The sequence below is a fragment of the Bradyrhizobium sp. CCBAU 051011 genome (assembly GCF_009930815.1).
Taxonomy (GTDB): Bacteria; Pseudomonadota; Alphaproteobacteria; order Rhizobiales; family Xanthobacteraceae; genus Bradyrhizobium.
On sequence record NZ_CP022222.1, the window covers coordinates 7,081,052 to 7,106,306 of the forward strand.

At 63.2% G+C, this 25,255-nt stretch carries 24 protein-coding genes; 10 read left to right on the forward strand and 14 right to left on the reverse strand.

Annotated elements, in window-relative coordinates:
* Positions 1–78 precede the first annotated feature (78 nt).
* From ACH79_RS33365 to coaD, 6 genes are all read right to left on the reverse strand, one after another.
* Entirely contained in the window at positions 79–1,380 is a 1,302-nt protein-coding gene (locus tag ACH79_RS33365; RefSeq protein WP_161854744.1) for a sorbosone dehydrogenase family protein, read from the reverse strand.
* Between the two features lie 287 nt (positions 1,381–1,667).
* On the reverse strand, positions 1,668–2,744 hold the full coding sequence (gene queA, locus ACH79_RS33370; RefSeq protein ID WP_161854745.1) for a tRNA preQ1(34) S-adenosylmethionine ribosyltransferase-isomerase QueA: 1,077 nt from the start codon (positions 2,742–2,744) through the stop codon (positions 1,668–1,670).
* Between the two features lie 136 nt (positions 2,745–2,880).
* Entirely contained in the window at positions 2,881–3,345 is a 465-nt protein-coding gene (locus ACH79_RS33375) for a peptidylprolyl isomerase (protein ID WP_161854746.1), read from the reverse strand.
* The gene (locus tag ACH79_RS33380; RefSeq protein ID WP_161854747.1) at positions 3,321–3,761 is read right to left on the reverse strand and encodes a hypothetical protein; all 441 of its coding nucleotides are present in this window, start codon (positions 3,759–3,761) and stop codon (positions 3,321–3,323) included. Before ACH79_RS33380 ends, ACH79_RS33375 begins: the two co-directional genes overlap by 25 nt.
* Positions 3,762–3,765: 4 nt before the next feature.
* A complete protein-coding gene (locus ACH79_RS33385) occupies positions 3,766–4,308 on the reverse strand; it encodes a peptidylprolyl isomerase (RefSeq protein ID WP_161854748.1) in 543 nt (180 codons plus the stop codon).
* Positions 4,309–4,351: 43 nt separating this feature from the next.
* Positions 4,352–4,849, reverse strand: a complete 498-nt coding sequence (gene coaD / locus ACH79_RS33390) for a pantetheine-phosphate adenylyltransferase (RefSeq protein WP_161854749.1) — start codon at positions 4,847–4,849, stop codon at positions 4,352–4,354.
* Between the two features lie 274 nt (positions 4,850–5,123).
* Between coaD and ACH79_RS33395 the strand changes: the two genes are divergently transcribed.
* Positions 5,124–5,381, forward strand: a complete 258-nt coding sequence (locus ACH79_RS33395; protein WP_161856687.1) for a hypothetical protein — start codon at positions 5,124–5,126, stop codon at positions 5,379–5,381.
* Positions 5,382–5,497: 116 nt separating this feature from the next.
* On the opposite strand, the gene ACH79_RS33400 is transcribed toward ACH79_RS33395, so the two are convergent.
* Positions 5,498–6,280 carry a GntR family transcriptional regulator gene (locus ACH79_RS33400; RefSeq protein WP_161854750.1) on the reverse strand — a complete coding sequence of 261 codons (783 nt, stop codon included), beginning with the start codon at positions 6,278–6,280 and terminating at the stop codon, positions 5,498–5,500.
* A gap of 137 nt (positions 6,281–6,417) precedes the next feature.
* On the opposite strand from ACH79_RS33400, the gene pcaB reads away from it, so the two are divergent.
* From pcaB to ACH79_RS33415, 3 genes are all read left to right on the forward strand, one after another.
* On the forward strand, positions 6,418–7,755 hold the full coding sequence (gene pcaB / locus ACH79_RS33405) for a 3-carboxy-cis,cis-muconate cycloisomerase (protein WP_161856688.1): 1,338 nt from the start codon (positions 6,418–6,420) through the stop codon (positions 7,753–7,755).
* Positions 7,756–7,791: 36 nt separating this feature from the next.
* Positions 7,792–8,787, forward strand: coding sequence for a tripartite tricarboxylate transporter substrate binding protein (locus ACH79_RS33410; protein ID WP_161854751.1), 996 nt, complete (start codon positions 7,792–7,794; stop codon positions 8,785–8,787).
* Positions 8,788–8,951: 164 nt separating this feature from the next.
* Positions 8,952–9,434: a hypothetical protein gene (locus ACH79_RS33415; protein ID WP_161854752.1), complete on the forward strand. Its 483-nt coding sequence runs from the start codon at positions 8,952–8,954 to the stop codon at positions 9,432–9,434.
* 129 nt (positions 9,435–9,563) lie between these two features.
* Here ACH79_RS33415 and ACH79_RS33420 read toward each other — a convergent pair whose 3' ends face one another.
* Positions 9,564–10,271 (reverse strand): hypothetical protein, encoded by a 708-nt coding sequence (locus ACH79_RS33420; protein WP_161854753.1) that lies wholly within the window; start codon positions 10,269–10,271, stop codon positions 9,564–9,566.
* Positions 10,272–10,642: 371 nt separating this feature from the next.
* Here ACH79_RS33420 and ACH79_RS33425 point away from each other — a divergent pair, with 371 nt between their 5' ends.
* A complete protein-coding gene (locus ACH79_RS33425; RefSeq protein ID WP_246738751.1) occupies positions 10,643–11,944 on the forward strand; it encodes a sensor histidine kinase in 1,302 nt (433 codons plus the stop codon).
* A 247-nt stretch (positions 11,945–12,191) separates the two neighbouring features.
* On the opposite strand, the gene rnk is transcribed toward ACH79_RS33425, so the two are convergent.
* Both rnk and ACH79_RS33435 read right to left on the reverse strand, forming a co-directional pair.
* Positions 12,192–12,605, reverse strand: coding sequence for a nucleoside diphosphate kinase regulator (gene rnk / locus ACH79_RS33430; RefSeq protein ID WP_161854755.1), 414 nt, complete (start codon positions 12,603–12,605; stop codon positions 12,192–12,194).
* A gap of 16 nt (positions 12,606–12,621) precedes the next feature.
* A complete protein-coding gene (locus ACH79_RS33435; RefSeq protein ID WP_161854756.1) occupies positions 12,622–13,107 on the reverse strand; it encodes a GreA/GreB family elongation factor in 486 nt (161 codons plus the stop codon).
* Between the two features lie 845 nt (positions 13,108–13,952).
* Between ACH79_RS33435 and ACH79_RS33440 the strand changes: the two genes are divergently transcribed.
* Entirely contained in the window at positions 13,953–14,561 is a 609-nt protein-coding gene (locus ACH79_RS33440) for a hypothetical protein (protein WP_246738234.1), read from the forward strand.
* A 133-nt stretch (positions 14,562–14,694) separates the two neighbouring features.
* Positions 14,695–14,898 carry a hypothetical protein gene (locus ACH79_RS33445; protein ID WP_161854758.1) on the forward strand — a complete coding sequence of 68 codons (204 nt, stop codon included), beginning with the start codon at positions 14,695–14,697 and terminating at the stop codon, positions 14,896–14,898.
* A 113-nt stretch (positions 14,899–15,011) separates the two neighbouring features.
* Here the strand turns inward: ACH79_RS33445 and ACH79_RS33450 are convergent, their stop codons facing one another.
* The 4 genes from ACH79_RS33450 to ACH79_RS33465 all read right to left on the reverse strand — a co-directional run bounded on the left by ACH79_RS33450 (position 15,012) and on the right by ACH79_RS33465 (position 19,856).
* Complete coding sequence (locus ACH79_RS33450; RefSeq protein ID WP_161854759.1) at positions 15,012–15,521, reverse strand: hypothetical protein; 510 nt, start codon at positions 15,519–15,521, stop codon at positions 15,012–15,014.
* 257 nt (positions 15,522–15,778) lie between these two features.
* Positions 15,779–18,505, reverse strand: a complete 2,727-nt coding sequence (gene gyrA / locus ACH79_RS33455) for a DNA gyrase subunit A (protein ID WP_161854760.1) — start codon at positions 18,503–18,505, stop codon at positions 15,779–15,781.
* Between the two features lie 203 nt (positions 18,506–18,708).
* Complete coding sequence (locus ACH79_RS33460; RefSeq protein WP_161854761.1) at positions 18,709–19,107, reverse strand: DUF2306 domain-containing protein; 399 nt, start codon at positions 19,105–19,107, stop codon at positions 18,709–18,711.
* 260 nt (positions 19,108–19,367) lie between these two features.
* Complete coding sequence (locus tag ACH79_RS33465; RefSeq protein ID WP_161854762.1) at positions 19,368–19,856, reverse strand: single-stranded DNA-binding protein; 489 nt, start codon at positions 19,854–19,856, stop codon at positions 19,368–19,370.
* Positions 19,857–20,358: 502 nt separating this feature from the next.
* Between ACH79_RS33465 and ACH79_RS33470 the strand changes: the two genes are divergently transcribed.
* From ACH79_RS33470 to uvrA, 3 genes are all read left to right on the forward strand, one after another.
* Positions 20,359–21,120: an outer membrane protein gene (locus ACH79_RS33470; RefSeq protein WP_161854763.1), complete on the forward strand. Its 762-nt coding sequence runs from the start codon at positions 20,359–20,361 to the stop codon at positions 21,118–21,120.
* A 225-nt stretch (positions 21,121–21,345) separates the two neighbouring features.
* Entirely contained in the window at positions 21,346–22,005 is a 660-nt protein-coding gene (locus ACH79_RS33475; RefSeq protein WP_161856689.1) for an outer membrane protein, read from the forward strand.
* A gap of 263 nt (positions 22,006–22,268) precedes the next feature.
* Positions 22,269–25,253 (forward strand): excinuclease ABC subunit UvrA, encoded by a 2,985-nt coding sequence (gene uvrA / locus ACH79_RS33480; RefSeq protein WP_161854764.1) that lies wholly within the window; start codon positions 22,269–22,271, stop codon positions 25,251–25,253.
* The last annotated feature ends 2 nt before the right edge of the window (positions 25,254–25,255 follow it).

A 25,255-nucleotide genomic window follows, 5' to 3' on the forward strand; every position in this document is an offset into this window, starting at 1 on the left:
GCAGTGTGTATGGTGGGCACGCTTCCGCCTTCGCTCTTCGAGCTACGGCGGACAAGTCGTTTTGCCTACCCAACGCAGCTACGCACCCGTCACGCGCCAGATGACGTTGCCGACGTCATCGGCCACCAGCAGCGAACCGTCAGGCCCGAGCGTCACGCCGACCGGCCGCCCGTAGGAAACCTTCTCATCAGGCGCGAGGAAGCCCGTCAGAATATCCCGCGGCGGGCCGGATGGGCGTCCGTTCTCGAACGGCACAAACACGACGGCGTAGCCGCTCAGCGTGCTGCGATTCCAGGAGCCGTGCTGGCCGATCACCATGCCGTCCGGAAAGCCGGGCAGCGTGCCTGCCGGCATCCAGCACAGGCCGAGCGAGGCGGTATGGCCGCCCAGCGCGTAGTCCGGCGTGATCGCCTTCGCCACCATGGCCGGATCCTGCGGCACGCGGTCGTCCACCGTCTGGCCCCAGTAGCAGTAAGGCCAGCCGTAGAAGCCGCCGTCGCGCACTGAAGTCAGATAGTCCGGCGGCGTCTCGTCGCCGAGGCCGTCGCGTTCGTTGACGACGGTCCAGAGCACGCTCGTGCTCGGCTCCCAGGCGAGGCCCACGGCGTTGCGCAGGCCGCTGGCGAAGATGCGGCTCGTGCCTTTAGCCAGATCGAGCTCATAGATCGCGGCGCGGCCCTCCTCGACCTCCATGCCGCTCTCGGCGATGTTGCTGAGCGAGCCGACACCGGCATAAAGTTTTTTGCCATCCGCGCTCGGCAGCAGGCTCCGTGTCCAGTGCCCGCCGGGCTTGAAGGTGACGAGCTTTTTCCCCTCCGCGGTGATGCGGTCGGCACCGGCCACATATGGAAAGGCCACCACGCCGTCGGTGTTACCGACGTAAAAAGTATCGCCCACCAAGGCCATACCGAACGGTTGGCTCAGCCCTTCCATGAAAATCCCGCGGCCCTCTGCAACGCCATCGCCGTCGCGATCGCGCAGCAGCGTGATGCGGTCGGCGCTGACGCCGAGCGCTGCGGCACGCCGCATGGTTGCCTGCATCGCATAGTGGAACACGCTCCTGGGCGGTCCCGCGATCTGCGTCGCCTCGGCAATGAGGACGTCGCCATTGGGCAGCACGTTGATCCAGCGCGGATGGTCCAGGTCGGTCGCGAATGCATTGACCTTGAGCCCGGGCGCGGCGGTGGGCTTCTGCCCCTCGCTCCAGCCCTGCGCCGTCGGCATCTTCAGCGTCGGGATGGCGCCCTGCGGCTTCGCCTCTGGGATCGCTGGCTTATTGCCCCAGGCCGGCGCTGGCGCGGCGCCCTGCAGACGGCGCCATTGCAGCGCAACGGCGCCGATCAGCGCGACGACGCGCGCAAAAATACCCGACATGTCCATAAAGTTCTCCAGATGATCGCGCGCACCCTATCCGACGCCAGGAAGCGTTGGAACCTCGGCGTCGGCGCGCAAACTCGCCGGCACCTATGCGTTTTCGTGTGAAAGCAGCTGATGTCGCCGGACGGCCACGGCGCTGATGTGTAGCGAAAGACGGTAGTACTACGACCTTGGCGACATCAGCCGAATCGCAGAAACACAATCTTGGCGCTTCTTTGTCAGAGCGCTTCCTCCCTGAACCTTTGCCCGCCCGGTCGGCGGGCCTCTTTTTCGAGCGAAGACGCCCGGCGTCAATCACGTGCGCGAAACAGCAGGCAGGCGTCCCCATAGGAATAGAACCGGTAGCCGGCCGCAATCGCATGCGCGTAGGCCTGCTTCATAGTGTCGAGACCGGAGAATGCCGACACCAGCATGAACAGCGTCGAGCGCGGCAGGTGGAAATTGGTCATGAGGATATCGACCGCGCGAAAGCGATAGCCTGGCGTGATGAAGATCGAAGTCTCGCCGTCGAACGGCTGAACGGTGCCGTCCTCGCGCGTCGCGCTTTCCAACAGCCGCAGCGACGTGGTGCCGACCGCGATGATGCGCCCGCCTTTGGCGCGCGCGGCATTCAACGCCCGGGCGGTATCGGCCGAGATCGAACCCCATTCCGCGTGCATTTTGTGCTCGGAGGTCTCCTCCACCTTGACCGGCAGGAAGGTCCCTGCCCCGACATGCAGGGTCAGCCGGTGCAGCTCGACGCCGCGGCCGCGTAGCGCAGCTTCCAGCTCAGGCGTGAAATGCAGCCCCGCGGTCGGCGCGGCGACCGCGCCCTCGTTCGCCGCGAACATGGTCTGGTAGTCGGCGGCATCGCGATCGTCGGGCGTGCGCTTGGAGGCGATATAGGGCGGCAGCGGCGGCATGCCGAGATCGGCGATGGCCTGGTCGAGCGTGGGGCCATGAAACGAGAACGACAGCGTGACCTCGCCCTCTTCGCCCTTGGCCTCGACCTCGGCGTCGAGATGCCCGAGCAGGCAGACCTTGCCCTCATTGCCGAAGCGAACGATGTCGCCGGGCGCGAGCTTCTTCGCCGGCTTGACCAGCGCCTGCCAGCGCGACCCGTCGAGCCGCTTGATCAGCGTCGCCTCGATCTTCGGCTCGGTCTCGCGGCCGATGCGGCGGCCCTTGAGCTGGGCCGAGATCACCTTGGTATCGTTGACGACGAGCTGATCGCCCGCCTGCAGCCACTGCGGCAACTCGGCGACGGTGCGATCGTGCAACACGCCGTCCGGCTGCACCACCAGCATGCGCGCGGCATCGCGCGGGCTGGCTGGCCGCAGCGCGATGCACGTGGCAGGAAGTTCGAAGTCGAAGAGATCGGTGCGCATGGCGCGGCCGCGCCTCACTTGGGCATCATTCCGGGGCGCATCGATGATGCGAACCTCAGATGCGCGATTGCGCATCGGGGAATCTTGAGAATCCGGATTGCCGCGCGTCGCGCGGCCTCCGGAATGACGGGTTGGATCAAGCCGCGTCCAGCGCCATCCGCGCCTTGACGATCTTGTCCGGGTTCTGCACCGGCTCGCCGCGCTTGATCTTGTCGACGTTCTCCATGCCCGAGATGACCTTGCCCCAGACCGTGTATTGGCCGTTGAGGAAGGCGGCATCGTCGAAGCAGATGAAGAACTGGCTGTCGCCGGAATCCGGGTTCTGAGCGCGGGCCATCGAGACGGTGCCGCGCACATGCGGCTCCTTGTTGAACTCGGCCTTCAGCTTGTTGCCGGAACCGCCGGTGCCGGTGCCGTGCGGGCAGCCGGTCTGCGCCATGAAGCCCTCGATCACGCGATGGAACACGATGCCGTCGTAAAATCCCTCGCGCACCAGTTTCTGGATCTGGGCGACGTGGCCAGGCGCGAGATCAGGACGCATCTCGATGGTGACAGGACCCTGGGTGGTTTCAAGGATCAAAGTATTTTCTGTATCAGCCATGCTCTTTTCTCTTCTGGTTTGGGTGGACGTTTGCGGGTTCTGAAAGTGACCGCGAAAGGCCGGCCGGCTACCGCACCGCCCAGTCCCTCGGTAAATGACAACGGCGTACAGCGTTGCAAGGTTTCCATGACGGCAATCCGGTACGCAATCCGGTCATTCTCGCTGGGATTTCCGGATTCATAGGTAATCCTGGGTTGGCCGAGAATGGCGCCTCCGCGGTTGAAACTGACGACGACGGTAATGTCCATCGGGTCAGCGCGCGAATAAGGCGGCGGCTGCCAGCACGAATACAGTTTGGCAAAGACATCCTTGAGGGTATCGAGTTGCTGCGGCTGGGCCGAGGCGTGTGCCGCCGACGCCAGCCACACCAGAGCGGCGGCAAACCGCAGCGATGGCTTGCTGCGCGGCCGCGTCATGGCCTCACTTGAGGTCAGATGCGACTTGCACCTTCACCATCTTGTCGGGATCGGCGACGGGCTCGCCGCGCTTGATCTTGTCGACCACATCCATGCCGGCCACCACTTCACCGATCACGGTGTACTTGCCGTTCAGCGACGAACCTTCGGCGAACATGATGAAGAACTGCGAATTCGCCGAGTTGGGATCGCTCGTGCGGGCCATGCCGACGATACCGCGCTTATACGGCACGTTGGAGAATTCGGCCGGCAGGTTCGGATATTTGGAGCCGCCGGTGCCGTTGAAATTCTTGCCGTCGCCGGTCTGCGCCATGAATCCCTCGATCACGCGATGGAACGGCACGTTGTTGTAGTAGCCCTCGCGCGCGAGCAGCTTGATGCGCTCGGCATGCTGGGGTGCGAGATCGTTCCGCAGCTTGATCACGATGCGGCCCTTGGTCGTGTCGATCACGATCGCATTCGCCTTGTCGAGATTGGCGGGCAGCGGCTGCGCGATCGCGGGGCTAACCAGGAACAGCGCGGCGAGAACGGCGAGAATTCGGATCATGAAAGCTCCGGTGATGTGAAAGCAGGAAGCGCGTACGCGCGCGTCAGCCGGCGAATTTAGACTTCAGGCTCGCGGCAATCTGGGGCGGCACGAAGGCGGAGAAGTCGCCGCCCATGCCGGCGATCTGGCGTACCAGCGTAGCGGTGATCGGACGGACCGCGGGTGATGCCGGCACGAATACCGTATGCACGTCCGGCGCCATAGCCTCGTTCATGCCGGCAAGTTGCATCTCGTAGTCCATATCGGTTCCGTCGCGCAGGCCGCGAATCATGATGGTCGCGCCGACCTGCCGCGCCGCAGCCACGGTAAGATTGTCGTAGGTGGTGCAGTCGAGAGCGCAGCCGGCCTTTTGCGCAATCGGCTCACATGTCATCCGAACCATCTCGAGCCGCTCCTCGGTCGAAAACAGCGGCTTTTTGCCGGAATGGACGCCGATGGCGACAATCAGGCGGTCACACAGGGTGACGGCGTGCCTCACCACGTCCAGATGGCCGTTGGTGATGGGATCGAATGAACCGGGATAGAGCGCGATACGGGGCATGAGACCCTCCTACCCCGCCCCGGGCGGCCCGGCAAGCCGGGCCCGGTTCCCCGCCGGTCCGGCTTTTTATTTCAGATCGGCCAATGAACCAGTCCCGGGCGCCGGGCGTCTTCCTGGGCGGGCTGGATTGTTTCGTCCGCCACTGGCCGACGAAACAAAACTCGGCCGGGACGAAACCATTTTCGGACTTGGCGAAGACGGCCGGAAACTTGCGCTGGCTACAAGTCCGCCCAACGAAACGACGGGCCGCGAAGGCCCACCACAGGGGACCGTCATGATCAAGGCTTTTTCCGCTGTCGCTGCTGCCGCATTCATCGCTGCCGCGCTGACCGTACTGCCCGGCTTTGCCCCGCAGGTCGAAGCCAGCGTGCCGCAGGCGCTGGCCAAGGGCGACCGGCTCCCTGTCCGCACCGTCGGCAAGGATTGTTCGCAGCAGGCCTGGCCGAATTTCGAAGCTTCCTGCCTCCGCGCCGCCGGCTCCCAGGCCGTGGTTCGCGAAGCCCGCCTGGTGACCGCCGATCGCACCCCGTAACGGCAGATTTTCGTTCCGACCTCCAAGGAACCGCAGAAATGGCGAGCAGGGATGCCCCCCTGCCCGCCATTTGCGTTCTGAACGCTGTGGCTTGCGCGAAAATTCTGCCGCCCGCCTCAGGAGCGCGATTTGGTCTTGCCGGGAGATCGCGCCGGACGGCCGTCTGCCGTCGCCTGATTACCGACGCGCTTGAGCACCGACGTCACGACGTAGCGGCCGGCGGGATGGATGCTTTCCGAGATCTCGAACAGGCGGCCGTGCGAATCCAGATAGCGGCGGATGACTTCCAGCGCGGGCGATCCGGCTTCCGCCCCCAGCGCCTTGGCGTACTCGGTCGGAATCACGGTCGCCGCCACGGTCTGATGCACTTCGGAAGCGATCACGCCATAACTGTCCGCGATCATGTCGCAGACCAGGCGGCGGTCCTTCCGGATGTCGCTTACGGCATCCGCATAGCTTTCCTCGACATAAACATTGACCCAGGCGAGCGGCGAGCTCTTGGGCTTGGTCGATGCGCGAACGTACGGAATCCGAAGCCAGCGCGACCCCGGCTGACAGCCAAAGCGCCTTGCGGCCTGGCGATCCATCACCACGGTCTCGATACGCCTGATATCGCGATCGGTAGCTGCGGCGAGTTCAACCAGATCGCTCAATGAGCCGAGCGTCTGCTGAAAGCTCTCTTGCGGCCGTTCGCGCGTCTCGACCCGCGTGCCGGAGCCCTTCCGGCGCGACACCGCCCCAAGCTCGGTGAGCCGGCGCATTGCCGCCCGCACGGTCTGACGGCTGACATCGTAACGCGCCGCAAGCTCGAGTTCGGTCGGAATCAGACCGCCGATCGGGTACTGGCCGCGGTGGATCGCTTCCAACAAATCGCGGGCGATGTCCTCGTAGATCGGCATGTCGAACGGTTCTCGCGGGTCGGGTCGCTGCCATAGCACGGCTTCTACAGCCCCGCACCCGCACTTGACAAATTTGTACGTATCAATCATATGGCCGTACATATTAACGGAGAGGAAACAAGCGCGTGGCCAGCACGATGTTCGACAGCGCCCTCTATCGCGACGTTTTCTCGACGCCTGCCATGCGGGCGGTATTTTCCGACGAGGCGCAGCTCAGGGCCTATGTGCAGGCCGAGGTCGCGCTTGCCACCGCACAGGGCGAGACCGGCGTGATTCCGCGCGAGGCGGCCGAGGCGATCGCGCGGCAGGCGCCGGCGATCGCGCTGGATATCGAGCAGTTGAAGCGCGACACCGAGAATGTCGGCTATCCCATCGTCGGCCTGGTACGCCAGCTCTCGGCGCACCTCGGCGAAGCCGGCCGCTATTTGCACTGGGGGGCGACCACCCAGGACATCATGGACACGGCGACCGTGCTGCAACTGCGCGAAGCGGTGGCGCTGATCGAAACAGAGCTCGCCGAGGTCATCGCCACGCTCGCGGGTCTCGCTCGCCTCCACCGCGATACGCCGATGGCGGGCCGAACCCATCTGCAGCAGGCGCTGCCGATCACGTTCGGGCACAAGGCTGCCATTTGGCTATCGTCGCTGCAGCGCTCGGCCGAACGACTCGAGCAGGCCAAGCCTCGCGCCCTTCAGGCCCAGCTCGGCGGCGCCGCGGGCACGCTGGCTTCGCTCGGCGAGCGCGGACTGGACGTGCGTGCGGCCTACGCGGGCGCGCTCGGTCTCACTGAGCCTGACATCACCTGGCATGTCGCCCGCGACGGGCTGGTCGAACTGGTCCAGACGCTGGCCGTGATCTGCGGCGCGCTCGGCAAGATCGGCTACGACGTCATGATCCTGATGGCGACCGAGATCGGCGAGGTGTTCGAGCCATTCTCCTCGCATCGCGGCGCCTCCTCGACCATGCCGCAAAAGCGCAATCCGATCTCCTCGGAAATTTTGCTGGCGAACGCAAAGGCAACCCGCGACGCCGCTTCGCTGATGCTGGATGCCATGGTGCAGGATCTCGAGCGCGCCACCGGTCCCTGGCATTGCGAATGGCTGGCGTTGCCTCAAGTGTGCCTGCTGACCTCCGGATCGCTTTCGCAGGCGCAATTCATGCTGTCCGGCCTGATCGTCGATCCCGAGGCGATGAAGCGAAACCTGCAATCCACACGCGGGCTGATCGTAGCCGAAGCGGTCATGATGGGGCTTGCGCCCGCGCTCGGCCGCCAGGCGGCCCACGACGAGGTCTATGCGGCCTGCCGCGATGCGTTCGAGCGCGGCGACGCACTGCTCGACGCCTTGCTGCGGCGCCCGGCGATCGCATCGGCCTTGCCGCCCGATCGGCTCGCCGCCTTGTGCGAGCCGTCAAACTATCTCGGCACCGCCGGGGCGATGGTGGACCGCGTGCTCGCGCGTCACGGCAAAAAATAGACAAAACAAACAAAAGACATTTGGGAGGATTGATCCATGGCGACCCGCACGCTCGATCGCCGCGCCGTCACGTTCGGCTTGGCTGGTGCCCTCTGCATGCCCTCGATCCTGCGCGCGCAGGCGAATTATCCGGACCGGCCGATCAACGTCATCGTGCCGTTCGCCGCCGGCGGGCCGACCGATGCAATCGCGCGCATCTATGCCGAATTTCTCTCGCGCGATCTCGGGCAAACGCTGGTGATCGAAAACGTCGCCGGCGCCGGCGGCACGATCGGCTCGACCAGGGCCGCCCGCGCGACACCCGACGGCTATACGATCCAGATCGGTCAGGCCGGCACACATGTGTCGAGCGTCGGGCTTTATAAAAACCTGAAGTACAACCCGATCACGGATTACGAACATCTGGGATTGCTCGGCGATCTCCCGCAGGTGCTGATCGTCAAGCGCGATCTTCCGCCCGATAACTTCAAGGCGTTCGTCGACTATGTCCGCGCCAATGAATCAAAGCTCAATGTCGGTACCGCCGGCCCCGGCTCGTCGGCGCATATGGGCGCGGCCATGCTGAACGTGCGTCTCGGCACCAAGGTCAATCTGGTCTCCTACCGCGGCACGGGCCCGGCGATGAACGATCTCATCGCCGGCCAGATCGACTACATGGTCGAAGTGTCGCTCACGGCGCTGGCCCAGATTCAGGCCAAGACCGTGCGCCCGCTGGCGGTGTTCCGCTCGGCGCGAATTTCCACCCTGCCCGACGTGCCCTCCACCAACGAGTTCGGCGTCGATGGCCTCGACTTCCCGGTCTGGCTCGGATTCCTCGCCCCCAAAGGCACGCCGCAACCGATCGTGGAGCGGTTGAACGCCTCGATCCGCAAGGCAACCCAGGACGCGACCCTGCGCGCCCGCCTCGCCCCGCTCGGCCTGGAAATGCCCCAAGACGCGACCAACACCCCCACCGGCTTCCGCGCCTACGTCCAGTCGGAAATCGACCGCTGGGTGCCGCTGATTCATAAGGCCGGGCTGACGATTGAGTGAGGTCCGAACGTAGCCGGTGGCATTCCTTTGCGGCCACTCAATCCGGCCCGCGACAGTTTGGCGAAACGGTCGTTCCCTGGGGCGGTGTTCGAGTGTCAGGTCTGCTTGCGGCCCAAAGCCAACGTGACCTCCGGCCCTGCCGACGTCCGCTTTCGGAAGCGCCTTTGACCGATCGGATTTTGTCTCGCGCCAACCGCTCGATTGAGCCTCGCCGCAACCGTCCGCCGGGTCAAATCGGCAACAACGCCGCCCGACTTTCTTGCGGCGACATGCCGCCTGGCAAGCGCTGTCGCCTCGGCCCGCTGAACCCGCATTCGAAGGTCATGGAGTTCAGCAATCAGCTTGGCCATCTCATCAACGCTTTGAAGCAAAGTCTGAACACGACGAAAGCTGCTCATATTGCCACTCACACAAACCGCCAGAAGTTCGGCACATGCGAGCACATGCACTACGGGACAGAATTTTCCAACGCCGTAGGAATACGGTTCGACAAAAGGAGAACAGCAAGCCGATGCGCGAAAGAGCAAGGCTTACGACCGACGAGGCCGAACGGCACGCGCGCGCGATCCACGTACAGGCTATTGGCGGACCATGTGAGCTCGATCTGGCGCGTAGCGATGGGCTCAGCTCCGTTCTGCGTCCACTAGTGGCCCCAAGCAGCGCGCAGCCCGGATGGAGCGAAGCGCAATCCGGGAACGATCTCGCCACAACGATCGGCTTATCCCGGGTTGCGCTGCGCTTCACCCGGGCTACTCGCTGGCTTGACGATCGATTAACTACTGTTGCTTTGCTGGCAACCGACGAAGCGCCCAGCTATTCCCGAAACGCACCAGCATCGCGTCGCAGTTGTTGTCCGGACACTTTTGGCCGGCGTCATCCGGAAACACGCGCAGGGCGATGTGATCATTATCGATCCAGCTCTGAAGCCGCCATTCCAGGAGCTCTTCCCTCCTGGCTTGCCATTCCAGTGAAAGCGAACCGTTCACGTTAGAGCCAATCGCAAGGTCATGCTCGCCGCCATAGGCATAATCATTGTCTATGACGATGAATCTTGATCCATCCGGCGAAAAATATGGCGTACCCGAGAGACGCAGGACATTTCCCGTGCGAGCGCTGAGAAGTTCTACAGCGCCGCCTTCATAGTATCTGATCGCGATCGAATAGACGCGCGCCTCGGGATGATACGCGGCGAGCCGATAGCTGATGCACCTCGCTGCGTCGTCGGTTTCGCAAGCTTTGCCTTCGTCTCGATATGCCTTTGACGCGCCGTTTTCGAGCCGCAGCGTCAGCAACTCGCCCTGGCGGCTCGCGAGTTTCCCGAACTCGCGCAGACAGGCAGCCTCCACGTCATCCGCTTGCTGGTTCTCGATATCAACGCCACAGATCGCCGGTGCCGCATTCGGGCCGGCCTGAGCGGCGGCGTAGCTGGGCAAAAGCAGCAACAAACATCCTGCGACCAGCACATAAATCATTTTAACGAGCATATGGATCAGCCGTTTTTCGTGGACACCCCGCCAATGGCGCGCCTGCCCTAAAAATGAACTCTATCTTCAGTTGATGCGCTGATATCACACCTATCGCTTCTTGGGCACGTTCTGAACGTGCGGACGGCATTTTCCCATTGCTGGCTTAGGCCGATGCGATAGCTTATCCGGGGGGGCTTGGGCAGGCAATGAAAGTAAGCGGCGAACCAACCAGATCGAAAAGCCGCGCGACGACCACGACAAAGGGCCGCCGTGCGCCAAAGGCAGCGGCCATCCCCGGCCCTGCAAAAACAAAAGCCAAGAATCCCGCCAAAACGGAAATCGAACAGCTTACCCTCGAACTGCAGGAAGCCAGGGAGCGGCAAGCGGCGATGGCGGAGGTCTTGAGCCTCATCTCGGACTCGCCGACCGGCATCCAGCCGGTGTTCGACCGCATCGTCAGGAACGCCGCGCGGCTCTGCCAGAGCGTGCTGAGCGCCGTCTATCGGCGGGAGGGAGATCATGTCCATCTGGTCGCGCATGACCAGTTTTCCCCGGAATCGGTAGCCGCGGTGCGCAAGGCCTACCCTGCCGCGCTGACCAGCAAGAATCTGATCTCGGTCGCCATCCGCGAGCGCCGCGTCGTGCACGAGCCGGACGTGCTCGTCTCCGGCGGATATAGCGACCTGCAGAAAACATCGGGCTATCGCAGCATCCTCGTCGTGCCGATGCTGCGCGACGAGGTCGCGATCGGTGCCATCGCGGTGATGCGGCTGGAGCCGCAATTATTTGCCAAGGCGCAGGTCGAGCTCCTGAAAACCTTTGCCGGACAGGCGGTCATCGCCATCGAGAACACGCGGCTGTTCACCGAGGTCCAGGAACGCACTACGCAATTGTCGCAATCGCTGGAAGATCTCCGCACCGCGCAGGACAGCCTCGTGCAGACCGAGAAGCTGGCAGCGCTGGGAAGGCTGGTGGCGGGCGTGGCGCACGAGCTCAACACCCCCGTCGGCACCAGCCTCACGGTTGCCTCAGCATTCATCAACAAGGCCGATCGCTTTGAAGCCGATGTCGCCGGCGGCGGCGTGCGCCGGTCGAGCCTGACTGAATTCATTGCGGCAAGCCGCGAGGCGGCCTCGCAAGTCATGATCAATCTCAATCATGCGATCGATCTGATACAGTCGTTCAAGCAGGTTGCGGCCGATCGCAACGTTTCGGACCGCAGAGGCTTCGATCTCGGCGTGGTGACCGAACAGGTCGTCAAGGGACTGCGGTTCGGGCTGCGCAGAAATCTCGTGGTCAACGTCGCATGCGAGCCCGATCTCGTCATGAACAGCTATCCCGGCCCCTACGGCCAGGTGTTGACCAACCTGGTCATCAATTCCGCGGTGCACGCCTATCCGGATGGCGCGCGCGGCGCCGTCCATATCGCGGCCCAGGCGTCGGGCAAGCACAACGTCGAAGTGCTGTTCTCGGACGAGGGCTGCGGCATGAGCCCGGAGATCAAGCGCCAGGTGTTCGATCCATTCTTCACGACCCGGCGCGACCAGGGCAGCACCGGCCTCGGACTGCACATCGTCCACAACATCGTGACCAATCGTCTGGGCGGCCGGATCAATCTGGAAACCAGGCCCGGCGCGGGAACGAAAATCCGGATCATCGTGCCGCGCGAAGCGCCGCTTGCCGCGGAATGATGCGTATCAGACGACCTGCCGGCACTGCCGATCGGTCGCGATGAATTCGGGTCGTGGTGTGACGTATAGAAGCAATCTCTGTGAGGTGCCCCACTCGATCATGGACCGAGAGGGGCTACCTTGCAGGTTGGACCTTCAAGCCTTGAAGAACGTCGCAACATAGAACACGGCAGCCAAAACGACGGTGATGCCGATAACCGTTAAGGCGGCTTGCCTAGTTGAAACGTCGCACATATCAAAGCCTCCTTCAGTTGGACACGCCCAGCACCGTCAACGACCGCTTGTTGTGGCCCGGCGTTTGAAACTCGATGGCTTGGCCAACCGACAGGCCGATCAACGCAGCTCCGACCGGCGTAAGAACCGAGACGCGCTTTAACGTTATGTCCGCTTCGTGTGGATACACCAACACGACGTCACGGACTTCGCCGGTCTTGTCATCGCAGTACCGGACTTGGGAGCCCATGCGGACCACTCCGCGCAGATCGGAATTATCCGCCACCACGCTTGCACGCTCCATCTCCTGTGCAAGGAAATGGGCCACGCGCGGGAACAGCATCGCGCTCGAACTGGCCAGCGCGTTTAGACGCCTAGCCTCATCCTCCATCACCGTGATTGGCGGCAACACGATTTCAGACTTGCTCTTGGAATTAGTTTTGCTCATTACTTTCTCTCCTTTCCTAAGCTGCTGATGGTCCCGGATCATCGTCATCAAAGAGCTTTTTGCCCTTGACCACCGGATTGGAAAACAAAGCCCTGACAACATCATTCGCGCCACCTCGACTGACGCGTTCGATCCTGACGACGTTGGTGCGCCCAGCGATGAAGAAGGGGATTTCACTTCCGACCTTCAGCCCAACCAACGCTGCGCCCAACGGTGACATCACGGGGATTTGGGTTCGCTCGGACGCGTAGTCTTCGGGATACACCAGTTGCCTCGTCTCGCGAGGAAAGCCCCAGGTGATCCAGAACGTCACCCACGAACCCATGGTGACAATGCTGTCCAATCTGGCTGCGCCATCAGGGACGATTTCCGCACGGTTGATCTCACTCAAGAGAAAGCGTGCATCCACGTCGCCTTGATCTGCGCCTGCCAGCGCGAGCCGCTCCAAGCGGCGATGGTCAGAGGCCGGAAGAGTGACGTCTGGGATAGAGGGGTTGTTCACGACATGCCTCCTTGTTTGGGCTTCCCTCGCGGAAGAGCCACACACCAAATCTGCTTGATGAAGGAAGGGGGAATCCGGACGGCAAACTACCGTCCGGCTAGACTCCTGCTTGGAGGCGTCCGGCGTGCAAGCAACGCCGCGCGATGCGCGGATCGATGTCGAGGACGTGTGTCATGTCGTGGCCACCATAGGACCTTCCACCGCGCCCTGTATCGCGACCAAAGACCGCACATCCCCTCAGGATGCCGGCAAGGGCTCAAGATGGTCGCCCAGGCGACTGTGCGACGAAGCGAGAGCGTTGTTTCAGCAGGGCTGCTGACGCCTTTGAACATGACTCGTGAAAGGTTGCTCAATGTCCGTTGGGGTCCATGCGCAGACATCGCGGATTGACTAACAACGACCCCAACGACAAGGCCAGAAGAGCTGCAGTAAGGTGCAGCAGCGCATGGGGGCGGTCCCCGCCACATCGACGGGGGTCGCAAACATGAAATACTAAGTTTCAACAACTCCATCCAGGTTCGAGATCGGCCAGAAAACACCGGACGCCTTTCGCGCGGCAGCAGGCGGGCACTCGGGCCTGGATCGTATTTCCGGGCCAGAATGAATCCACCGCGCTGCCGGATTTAAGCCGCATTGTGACCCAGGTCGCGGCCAAAGGTCGTGCCCGCGGGGGCGCAACACCGGGGTGTCCCATGTCCGGTCATTTGCGATTTTGCTTCGGCGCTTTTGTCTTTCTCGCAGGTCTGTCGACATCGCCTGCGTCTTCGAATCCTTTTGCAGACTGGTTCAATTTCGCTCCCCGGCAGGCCACTGCGCCCGCTGCCGCAGAAGCGGAAGCGGAGTGCTTGTCGCGGCCGGGCAAGTCGACGACGGCCGGCCAGCACTGGGTCTACCGTCTGGAAGGCGGGCGCAGATGCTGGTTCCAGACCGATGAGGCGATGGCGGTGAAAAAGCAGGCTCGTCATCGCGCCGCGAAGCCTCGTGTCACCGCTTCCGAGGAGAACGAGGCCGCGCAGAGCAAGCGCAAGGCGGTCGTGGATGCGCGTGCGGAGCTGCTGCGCTCCGCACCTGCGGAAACTTCTCCGCCGACGCCGCCCGCACCCAAGCTAAAGGTGGCCGATGCCGCTTCCGTCGTCCCTGCGGCCGCCGCAGCCCTCGTGCCGCCGGCACCCGTCGCCAATCGCGTGATCGATCAGCTCACGCTTGACCAAGCCACGTCGCGCCAGGTCGACGTGGAGACGCTTTTGGCAGCCGCGCCGGCCGCCGCGGTTGCCGCCTCCGCCCCTCCTGCCGCACCCAACTCCGAGGCAGCCGATGACGGCCGCGGCTGGACGGCAACCTGGCTTGGCGTGCTGCTGATGGCACTGGGCCTTGTCTCGGTCCTGGCCTCGAGCAGGACCGTTCGGGAGGCTACGCTGTTGACCGGAGAACTACGGAGATTCTCGCAGCCCTAATTGGCACTGCCTTTGCTGTACACCTGAATGCGCCGCGAGCGCGTCCCAAACCAGACCAGCGCAGAGGCTACCAATGACAACTTCGCATCTACTTCAGACACTCCGGGGCACGGCAGCGGTGAACCGGTCACAAATGGCGAGACTGATCGAAAGCCTCTCGCGTTCGGTCGAGCTGCTCACCATCGAAATAGAACACGAGGAAACCCGCGCGGGTGTTTATGATCTGTCGGCCGTAACCTATCCGGTGTTGGCGCGGAGCCTGCGAGCCCGGAAGGACAACATCCGGATCACCATTGCTTCACTGGAGGCACAGCTCGACGCAACCGAGGCGGCGTAGCCGTATTTGCTTAAGGTAGCTGTCGCGCCGCGGGAAAGCCACGCGGCGCACCTCAACATGCTCCACGCCTGCCTGTGCCAGCCACGGCGGGGACGACGAGTTGGCAAGTCGGTTCAATTCTGCGACTGGGCTATCGGGCCGGCGCTCTCGCGAGGGCTGGAGGCGACTTGTGGCAAGGCAAGGGTGAAAGCATCGATCAGACGGCGCCGCCAGGGTTGCGTCAGCATCGATAGCTTGCCTTCGAGCAGAGCCGCCCGTTCCCGGGCTCCCACGCTTTCCGTGCTGACTTTGAGCAGTTCGGCCAGGAGCTTGTTCGTGCGTTCGCATTCTCGCTCGAAGTCGGCCCGATGGCCGCTGGCGATCACCTTCATCTCCGCCAGCTCAGTCTGCAAGCTCTCGATTCGCTGCTTCAGGGCGGTGACCACCTGGTGACCCGCCTGCGTTTGCGGCTGACGGGGTATTGGGGAATGGCTGAATTCGCTGAGATCGACCTGGACCAGCGTCTTGCCGTCGTTGGAGCGGGAGCGCGGCCATCGGTGTCGCTTCACCAGGGCACGCGCGGCCTCTGGCGAAACAGTAAGTCGTTCGCCCAGTTCGGCATACGTCAGCATCTCGACGGGCATGATTTTGCTCCCGTTGGCCGGACGGTCACCACCCGGATACAGCAAATGGTATCGATATATGGTTAAGGTCTGGTTTACTGCACCGGGAGCCCTGGCGCGGCGCGCTGGGGGCTCTCGGCGTCGTACTCCAGATGAGCCAACGGGTCGCGCGAATGCGCGCCCGATGACAGGCTCCGCGCAATCCGGGGTCGCCAGCGGATGGGCCTGATCCCGGATTTCGCTTCGCTCCGTCCGGGCTACACGCTTTGGCCGCGCGCTTACGCCCCGTTTCCGTTCTCGCCGTTCTCGTCTTCCGAAATATGCTCGACCGACACCACGTGCTCGTCCTCGGCGGTGTCGAACACGATGACGCCCTGTGTCGAACGACCGGCGATGCGGATGTCCTCGACCGGGCAGCGGATCAACTGACCCTTGTCGGTGACCAGCATGATCTGATCGCTGTGCTCCACCGGGAACGACGCCACCAGCTTGCCGTTGCGGTTGTTGACGCTCATCGCGACGATGCCTTTGCCGCCGCGTCCGGTGGTGCGGTACTCGTAGGACGAGGTGCGCTTGCCGAAGCCGTTGACGGAGACTGTCAGCACCACCTGCTCCTGCGCCGACATTTCGGCGTAGCGCTCCTGCGAGAGCTGAAGCGAGCCCGAGGTCTCCTCGCCTTCTACATCAGCAGGCTCTTCCGCCGCGGCTTCGCCGGCCACTGCGCGGCGCATCTTGAAGTAGGCCGAACGCTCGTCGGAGGAGGTCTCGACATGGCGCAGGATCGCCAGCGAGATCAGCTTGTCGCCCTCCGCCAGCGCGATGCCGCGCACGCCCATCGAGGTGCGGCCGGTGAAGACGCGCACGTCGGTGACGGGGAAGCGGATGCACTGGCCGCCGGCCGCCGTCAGCAGCACGTCGTCATGCTCGGTGCAGATCTGGACGTCGACGATCGATTCGCCCTCCCCGAGCTTCATGGCGATGATGCCGGAGCGGCGGACATCGACGAAGTCGGACAGCTTGTTGCGGCGAACGGTACCGCCTGTCGTGGCGAACATCACATCGAGATTGGCCCAGGAGGATTCATCCTCCGGCAGCGGCATGATGGTGGTGATGCGCTCGCCCTGCTCCAGCGGCAGGATGTTGATCATCGCCTTGCCGCGCGCGTTGGGAGCCGCCATCGGCAGCCGCCAGACCTTTTCCTTGTAGACCTGGCCGCGCGAGGAGAAGAACAGCACCGGCGTATGGGTCGAGGCCACAAACAGCCTGGAGACAAAGTCCTCGTCGCGGGTCTGCATGCCCGCGCGGCCCTTGCCGCCGCGCCGTTGTGCCCGATAGGTCGAGAGCGGCACGCGCTTGACGTAGCCGGCGTGTGAGACCGTGACCACCATGTCCTCGCGCTGGATCAGGTCTTCGTCCTCGACCTCGCCTTCCTGCTCGACGATCACAGTCTTGCGCGGGGTGGCGAACTTCTGCTTCACCTCGGCCAGTTCGGTCTTGACGATCGCCTGAACGCGGGCGCGCGACCGCAGGATGTCGAGGTAGTCGGCGATCTCTGCCGCGAGCTTGTCGAGCTCTTCGGAAATCTCATCCCGCCCCAGTGCGGTCAGCCGCTGAAGCCGCAGGTCGAGGATGGCCTTGGCCTGCTCCATCGACAGCCGGATCGTACCATCGGCGTTGATGCGGTGCCTGGGATCGTCGATCAGCGTGATCATCGCCTCGACGTCCCGCGCCGGCCAGTCGCGCGACATCAGCGTATCGCGCGCGGTGTTCGGATCTGGCGAGGTTCGGATCACGCGGATCATTTCGTCGATATTGGCGACCGCGATCGCAAGGCCGACCAGGATATGGGCGCGGTCACGCGCCTTGCTGAGCCGGAACTTGGTCCTCCGGGTCACCACCTGCTCGCGGAACGCGATGAAGATGGTGAGCAGATCCTTCAGGGTCATCGTCTGCGGACGACCGGAATCCAGCGCCAGCATGTTGGCCGGGAAATTCGCCTGCAACGGCGTGAACCGATAGAGCTGGTTGAGCACGACATCGGGCACGGTTTCGCGCTTCAGCTCGATGACGACGCGATAACCGTCGCGGTCGGACTCATCGCGGAGATCGCCAATGCCCTCGATCTTCTTCTCTTTCACCAGATCGGCGATGCGCTCGACCATCGTCGCCTTGTTCACCTGGTAGGGAATTTCGGTGATGATGATCGCCTCGCGATCCTTGCGGATGGTGTCGATCGTCACCTTGCCGCGCATCACGATCGAGCCGCGGCCGAGGTGATAGGCCGAGCGGATGCCCTGACGGCCGAGAATAATGCCGCCGGTCGGGAAATCCGGGCCTGGTACGATGTTGATGAGGTCGTCGATCGTGAGCGCCGGATTGTCGATCAGCGCGACGCAGGCGTCGATGACTTCGCCGAGATTGTGCGGCGGGATGTTGGTTGCCATGCCGACGGCGATGCCGCCGGCGCCGTTGACCAGGAGATTTGGGAACTTGGCCGGCAGAACCGACGGTTCCCGCTCGGAATTGTCATAGTTGGGCTGGAAGTCGACCGTGTCTTCGTCGATATCGCCGATAACCTCCTGCGCCGACCGGGTCAGGCGCGCTTCGGTATATCGATAGGCCGCCGGGGGATCGCCGTCGATCGAGCCGAAATTGCCCTGCCCGTCGATCAGCGGTACGCGCATGGAGAAATCCTGCGCCATCCGGACCATCGCGTCGTAAATCGATTGATCGCCGTGCGGATGATACTTACCGATCACGTCGCCGACGACGCGCGCGGATTTGACGTATTTCTTGTCCGGCGTGTGTCCCTGCTCATGCATCGAGTAGAGAATGCGGCGGTGCACGGGCTTCAATCCGTCGCGCGCATCCGGCAGCGCCCGCGCCACGATCACGCTCATGGCGTAATCGAGGTAGGAGCGTTTCATCTCGTCGAGGATGGAAACGGGACGGATATCGGAGCGCTCCGGCGGCTCGCCGGGCTTGTCGTCTTCGTTGTCGGACAAAGGGGAAATCCAGTCAGTTCTTAGTCGGGAATCATATAGCGCATCGAGGGTCCGATAACCACCCCGAAGCTTTCAAGTGGGAGCTGTTTTTCCGCTCGTTTTTTCATGGACTTACGGCATCGCAAGGAGGTTTCCCAACTGCTGCTGGAACGGCCATTTCCGGGTTGGACTGAAGCGCCAAAACGGCACCTGAATACCGTCCATTATGGACCGAAAACTACCGCATGCATGATCCGTCCCGGCAGGAACGTGAACACGCCGGCGACGACGAGCGCGCCGAAGAAGATTGAGATCATCGCCTTCTTATGCGCGCCGACATTGTGCCGGCGGGCGTGCAGAACCGCGAACACCAGCATGATCGGCGTGAAAATCGACAGCAGATGGATCGGGCTGAACGGGCCGAACATGCGGATCTCGTGGATCCAGAACCCGCTGACTGCGACCGCAAACATCAGCAGCACCCAGATCCAGCCGATGGTCCGGTGCGGCAAGGTCCCCTTTGGCGCGGCGAACTGTACGATGCCGAGCGCAAACGCCGCCATCGCGGCGAAGGCGTGCAGCGGGATCGTGCCGGGGGCCTCCAGCAACGGTGCGAGGCTCATGGTGGCCGCTCCAGACCGGTTGGCGTTCGAGGCTGGGAGCAGCTTAGGCGAAATACCTCATGCAAATATTAAGCAGATAACAGCGCGCCGAACCGGCCATGCGCTCGGATCGCAACGCGCCAACGAGCGCTTTCAGCCGAATGTAGATCGTTCTTGCGCCGGCACATTAAGTAAACCAGGCGTAAACGCCCGTTCTCGCAAGCGAATTTTTTGCGAAGCCAATGCGCCGCAAGGCCCTGCTCCAAAACGGGCGCCTTGCGCTAGAACGGGATGTCGTCGTCCATGTCGCTGTTGCGGCTGCCGGCCGCCACCGCCCGCCGCGGCGCCGAAGAGACCGGACCGCTGGAGCCGAAATCGCCGGAATCATCGGAGCCGAAGCTGCCGCCTCCACCGCCGCCGCGGCCATCGAGCATGGTCAGGGTCGAGTTAAATCCCTGCAACACAACTTCGGTCGAGTATTTCTCGACGCCGCTCTGATCGGTCCATTTGCGCGTCTGCAGCTGGCCCTCGATGTAAACCTTGGCGCCCTTCTTCAGGTATTGCTCGGCGACCTTGCAGAGCCCCTCGTTGAAGATCACGACGCGGTGCCACTCGGTCTTTTCCTTGCGCTCGCCGGTACCCTTGTCGCGCCAGGTCTCCGAGGTCGCGATGCTCAGATTGGCAATCGGCCGCCCGTCCTGTGTGCGCCGGATCTCCGGATCCTTGCCGAGGTTGCCGACCAGAATCACCTTGTTCACACTTCCCGCCATCGCCGCTCTCCACTCGATATCGCCGGCAAAATCATTGGCCCGGCCGCTATCGCCGGACGTCTTCAATTCTTGACCTGTCGCTTGGCCAGTCGCCTGTCCGCTTTGGACATCCGAACCGACCCTATACGCTCGCAGGCCCCGCTGACTTGGCGATCCCTCGCCAAGCCGGCGGTTATCCACATATAGCATCGCCCGGCCGCATGTTCCAGCTTTGTTCCCGCCAACACCCCACCCAGCGCCTGGCCGCGAGGTTACAACCGCTAGGCGAACCCCGGGAACCCACGGAAAGCCGACTTGGAACCCGAAAAGTTCCCTCCGCTGTTCCAATTATACCAGCATAATCATGGCGTTGTGCATATAACTTGGCTCTCGCCTGTTGCATCCGGGACACGCCATTTTTGCGCGAGTCGCGATATAGAATTACCCAACGGCGCGGGCGTTCGCGTCATCACGGCAACGCTTCGGGACCAACGGGAAGCGGGCAAGAGCTGGAGATCAGAGGATGAAGAAGTTTCTGTTAGGTACGGTTGCTCTCATCGCGTTCGCTGCGCCTGCCGCGGCCGCCGACCTGCGGGCGCGGCCCATCACCAAGGCGCCGCCGGCACCGGTCGCCGTGGTCTACGATTGGACGGGCTTCTACATCGGCGCAAACGGTGGCTGGGGTTCCAGCCGCAAGTGCTGGGATCTCACCAACGATGGCGTGGGTCCTGTAGTTCCGGCCTTCCACGAAGGCTGCCACGATGCAACCGGAGGCACCGCCGGCGGTCAGCTCGGTTATCGCTGGCAAGCTGGCACCTGGGTGTTCGGTCTTGAAGGCCAGGGCAACTGGGCCGACTTCAGGGGCGACAATGTGAGCCTGTTCGATCCGACGCTCCGCAACGAGTCGCGCATCGATGCGTTCGGCCTGATCACGGGCCAGGTCGGTTACGCCGCCAACAACGTTCTGTTCTACCTCAAGGGCGGTGCGGCCGTTACGGCGGATCGTTTCCGCATCCGCGATGTTGCCTCGGGCGTCGTGATTGCCAACACCGGTGACGACACCCGCTGGGGTGGCGTGGTCGGCGCGGGCATCGAATTCGGCTTTGCCCCCAACTGGTCGGCCGGCATTGAATATAACCACTTGTTCATGCAGGACCGCACCCACGACTTCGTCACCACCGTGGGCGGCCTCGCCTTCGGCAGCGACCGCATCCGCCAGGACGTCGATCTCGTCACCGTTCGCGTGAACTACCGGTGGGGTGGCCCGGTGATTGCGAGGTACTGATCTACGCCTTCACCGAAGATGAAAAGGCCGGCCTTTGCGCCGGCCTTTTTGTTTGGTTGTACCGCGGGTTCGTCGACACCCGCGCCGGTTGCAGAGTACCTACTTTTGCCGCGGATGTGGTTTTTCGGCGACAGCCTTTTGCGGGAACTTCAAGCTATATGCGCGAGCAACCTCAAATTGACGGCTGAGGAAAGTTTGCGTTGGAGCCGCGAAAGGAAAAAGAAAGTGAAAAAGATTCTGCTGACCACCACCGGTTTGATCGCGTTTGGGATGGCGCCCGCGATCGCCGCCGATCTTCCCGCGCGGGCCTACACCAAGGCACCCGCCGCCGCGATTGCGATCAATAACTGGACCGGCTTCTACCTCGGCGCGATGGGCGGCTACGCCCAGGAGAATTCGTCGGGCATCGGCACGCTGAGCGGCGGATTCGCTGGCGGCACCGCCGGCTACAACTGGCAGATGGGCAACGTCGTCCTCGGTCTCGAAGCCGACGCCGCCTGGGCTGACGTGGGTGCGAACGTGGGCCTCTTCGGGGGTCTCGCCTCGGTCGACTACACGATTCGCTCGATGGGTACCGTTCGCGGCCGCGTCGGCTACGCCTTCGATCAGGTCCTCGTCTACGGCACCGGCGGCTACGCCTGGTCCGACAACCGCTTCACCGCGACCGCGCTCGGCGTGAGCGTCTCGGACGATCGCTTCCACTCGGGCTGGACCCTCGGCGCCGGTGTTGAGGTCATGTTCGCACCGAAATGGTCGGTCAAGGCCGAGTACCTCTATAAGAGCCTCGAAGGCGGTACCTACTTCGGCAACGCCGTCGCGGGCGGCGTTCAGGTCGGAACGATCAACCTGAACAGCGTTCAGGTCGGCGTGAACTATCACTTCTAAGCTTTCTCAACTGAAGCTGCACGCGCCTCCGTTCCGAGACCCGGAACGGAGGCGTCTTGTTTTGAGTTCCGGCTCGCGCTGCTGACGGCTGCTGCCAAAACGTTGATGGCGCAAAACAATCCGTTGATGATTCGCGCGCGGCACTGGATATTCCCTGCCGTTCTTCCTATGTTCCGACTTTCACTCATCGGCGCCTGATCCCGGTTCGCTCCGGCAATGCGCGCCCAACGCGGCGCGCGACAAGCGTGCCTGGAAATGCCGATATGGATGAAGTGCTAAGGGCGAAGCGCCAACAGAACGCCGGCTCCGCATCGCGTGCGATCACGATTCGCGGTGCGCGCGAGCACAATCTCAAGAATGTCGATCTCGAGATTCCCCGCGACAAACTGGTCGTGTTCACTGGCCTCTCCGGCTCCGGCAAATCCTCCCTCGCTTTCGACACCATCTATGCCGAAGGCCAGCGCCGCTACGTCGAATCGCTCTCGGCTTACGCGCGTCAGTTTCTGGAGATGATGCAGAAGCCTGATGTCGATCAGATCGACGGCCTCTCGCCTGCGATCTCGATCGAGCAGAAGACGACGTCGAAGAATCCGCGCTCCACTGTCGGCACCGTCACCGAAATCTACGACTATATGCGCCTGTTGTGGGCGCGCGTCGGCGTGCCCTATTCGCCGGCCACCGGCCTGCCGATCGAAAGTCAGATCGTCTCGCAGATGGTCGACCGCGTGCTGGCGCTGCCCGAAGGCACCCGCCTCTATCTGCTGGCGCCGGTCGTGCGCGGGCGCAAGGGCGAATACAAGAAAGAGATCGCCGAATGGCTCAAAAAGGGTTTTCAGCGCGTCAAGATCGACGGCACCTTCTATGAGCTCTCGGACGCGCCAGTTCTCGACAAGAAATTCCCGCACGACATCGATGTGGTGGTCGACCGCATCGTGGTCCGTCCCGATCTCGGCCAGCGCCTCGCCGAAAGTTTTGAGACCGCGCTGAAGCTCGCTGAGGGCCTAGCCGTGATCGAATATGCGGATGCCCCGGCGGGCGCGGCGGAAGAGAAGAAGTCCGACAAGAAGACCGCAAAAATCCACGACAAGAGTGGACCGGAGCGAATTCTGTTTTCGGAAAAATTCGCCTGCCCGGTTTCCGGCTTCACGATCCCGGAGATCGAGCCGCGGCTGTTCTCGTTCAACAACCCCTACGGCGCCTGCCCCGCCTGCGGCGGCCTCGGCGTCGAGCAGCATATCGACGAGGACCTCGTCATTCCCGACAAGGAGCTGACGCTACGCAAGGGCGCCATCGCGCCCTGGGCCAAATCATCCTCGCCCTATTACATCCAGACGCTGACCGCGCTTGGAAAATTCTACAAGTTCACGCTCGACACCAAGTGGAAGGACCTGCCGAAGAAGACGCAGGCAGCGCTGCTGCACGGCTCCGGCGACGACGAGATCAAATTCTCCTATGAGGACGGCGTCCGCTCCTACGACACCAAGAAACCGTTCGAGGGCGTCATCACCAATCTCGAGCGCCGCTACCGCGAGACCGAAAGCGAGTGGGCGCGCGAGGAGCTGGCAAAGTATTTCTCCGACATTCCCTGCGCGGGCTGCAACGGCCATCGCCTCAAGCCGGAGTCGCTCTGCGTCAAGATCGGCGGCAAGCATATCGGCGAGATTTCCGAATTGTCGGTGAAGCGCGCCGGCGAATGGTTCGAGAGCGTGCCGGCCGCGCTCAACGCGCAGCAGAACGAGATCGCCGCGCGCGTGCTGAAGGAGATCCGCGAGCGGTTGTCGTTCCTGCTCGACGTCGGCCTGAACTATCTGACCCTATCCCGCTCCTCCGGCACGCTGTCCGGCGGCGAAAGCCAGCGCATCCGCCTGGCCTCGCAGATCGGCTCGGGGCTGACCGGCGTGCTCTACGTGCTGGACGAGCCCTCGATCGGCCTGCACCAGCGCGACAACGCGCGTCTATTGGAAACGCTGAAGCGGCTGCGCGACCTCGGCAATACCGTGATCGTGGTCGAGCATGACGAGGACGCGATCCGCCTCGCCGACTACGTGCTCGACATCGGCCCCGGCGCCGGCATGCATGGCGGCCACATCGTGGCGCAGGGCACGCCCGCCGAGGTCATGAAGAATCCGAAGTCGCTGACCGGGAAATACCTCACCGGCGAATTGTCGGTGGCGATCCCCGAGCGCCGGCCGCCGAACCATCGCCGCACCATCAAGGTCGTCAACGCCCGCGGCAATAATCTGAAGAATGTCTCGGCGGAGATTCCGCTCGGCCTGTTCACCTGCGTGACGGGAGTTTCCGGCGGCGGCAAGTCGACCCTTCTGATCGACACGCTCTACCGCGCGATTGCCCGAAAACTCAACAACGCCAGCGAGGGCGCGGCCCCGCACGACCGCATCGAGGGGCTGGAGCATATCGACAAGATCATCGACATCGACCAGTCGCCGATCGGCCGCACGCCGCGCTCCAACCCCGCGACCTATACCGGCGCCTTCACGCCGATCCGCGAATGGTTCGCCGGCCTGCCCGAAGCCAAGGCGCGCGGCTACGAGCCCGGCCGCTTCTCCTTCAACGTCAAGGGCGGCCGCTGCGAGGCCTGCCAGGGCGATGGCGTCATCAAGATCGAGATGCACTTTTTGCCCGACGTCTACGTCACCTGCGATACCTGCAAGGGCAAGCGCTACAACCGCGAGACGCTCGAAGTCCTGTTCAAGGGCAAGTCGATCTCCGACGTGCTCGACATGACGGTGGAAGAAGCCGCCGAATTCTTCAAAGCCGTCCCCCGCGTCCGCGAGACCTTCAAGACGCTGCACCGCGTCGGCCTCGACTACATCCATGTCGGCCAGCAGGCGACAACGCTCTCGGGCGGCGAAGCCCAGCGCGTCAAACTGGCCAAAGAACTCTCAAAGCGCGCCACCGGCCGCACGCTCTATATCCTCGACGAGCCGACAACGGGCCTGCACTTCCACGACGTCGCAAAACTCCTGGAAGTGCTGCACGAGCTGGTCGCCCAGGGCAACACGGTGGTGGTGATCGAGCACAATCTGGAGGTCATCAAGACCGCCGACTGGGTCATTGACCTCGGCCCCGAAGGCGGCGACGGCGGCGGCGAGATCGTCGCCTGGGGCCCGCCGGAGGACATCGTCAAGGCGCCGCGGAGCTATACGGGGAAGTTTTTGGCCCCGGTGCTGAAGAAGGCTGATGGCAAGCCAAGGAAGGCAAGCAGCGCGAGTGAGGCGGCGGAGTAGCT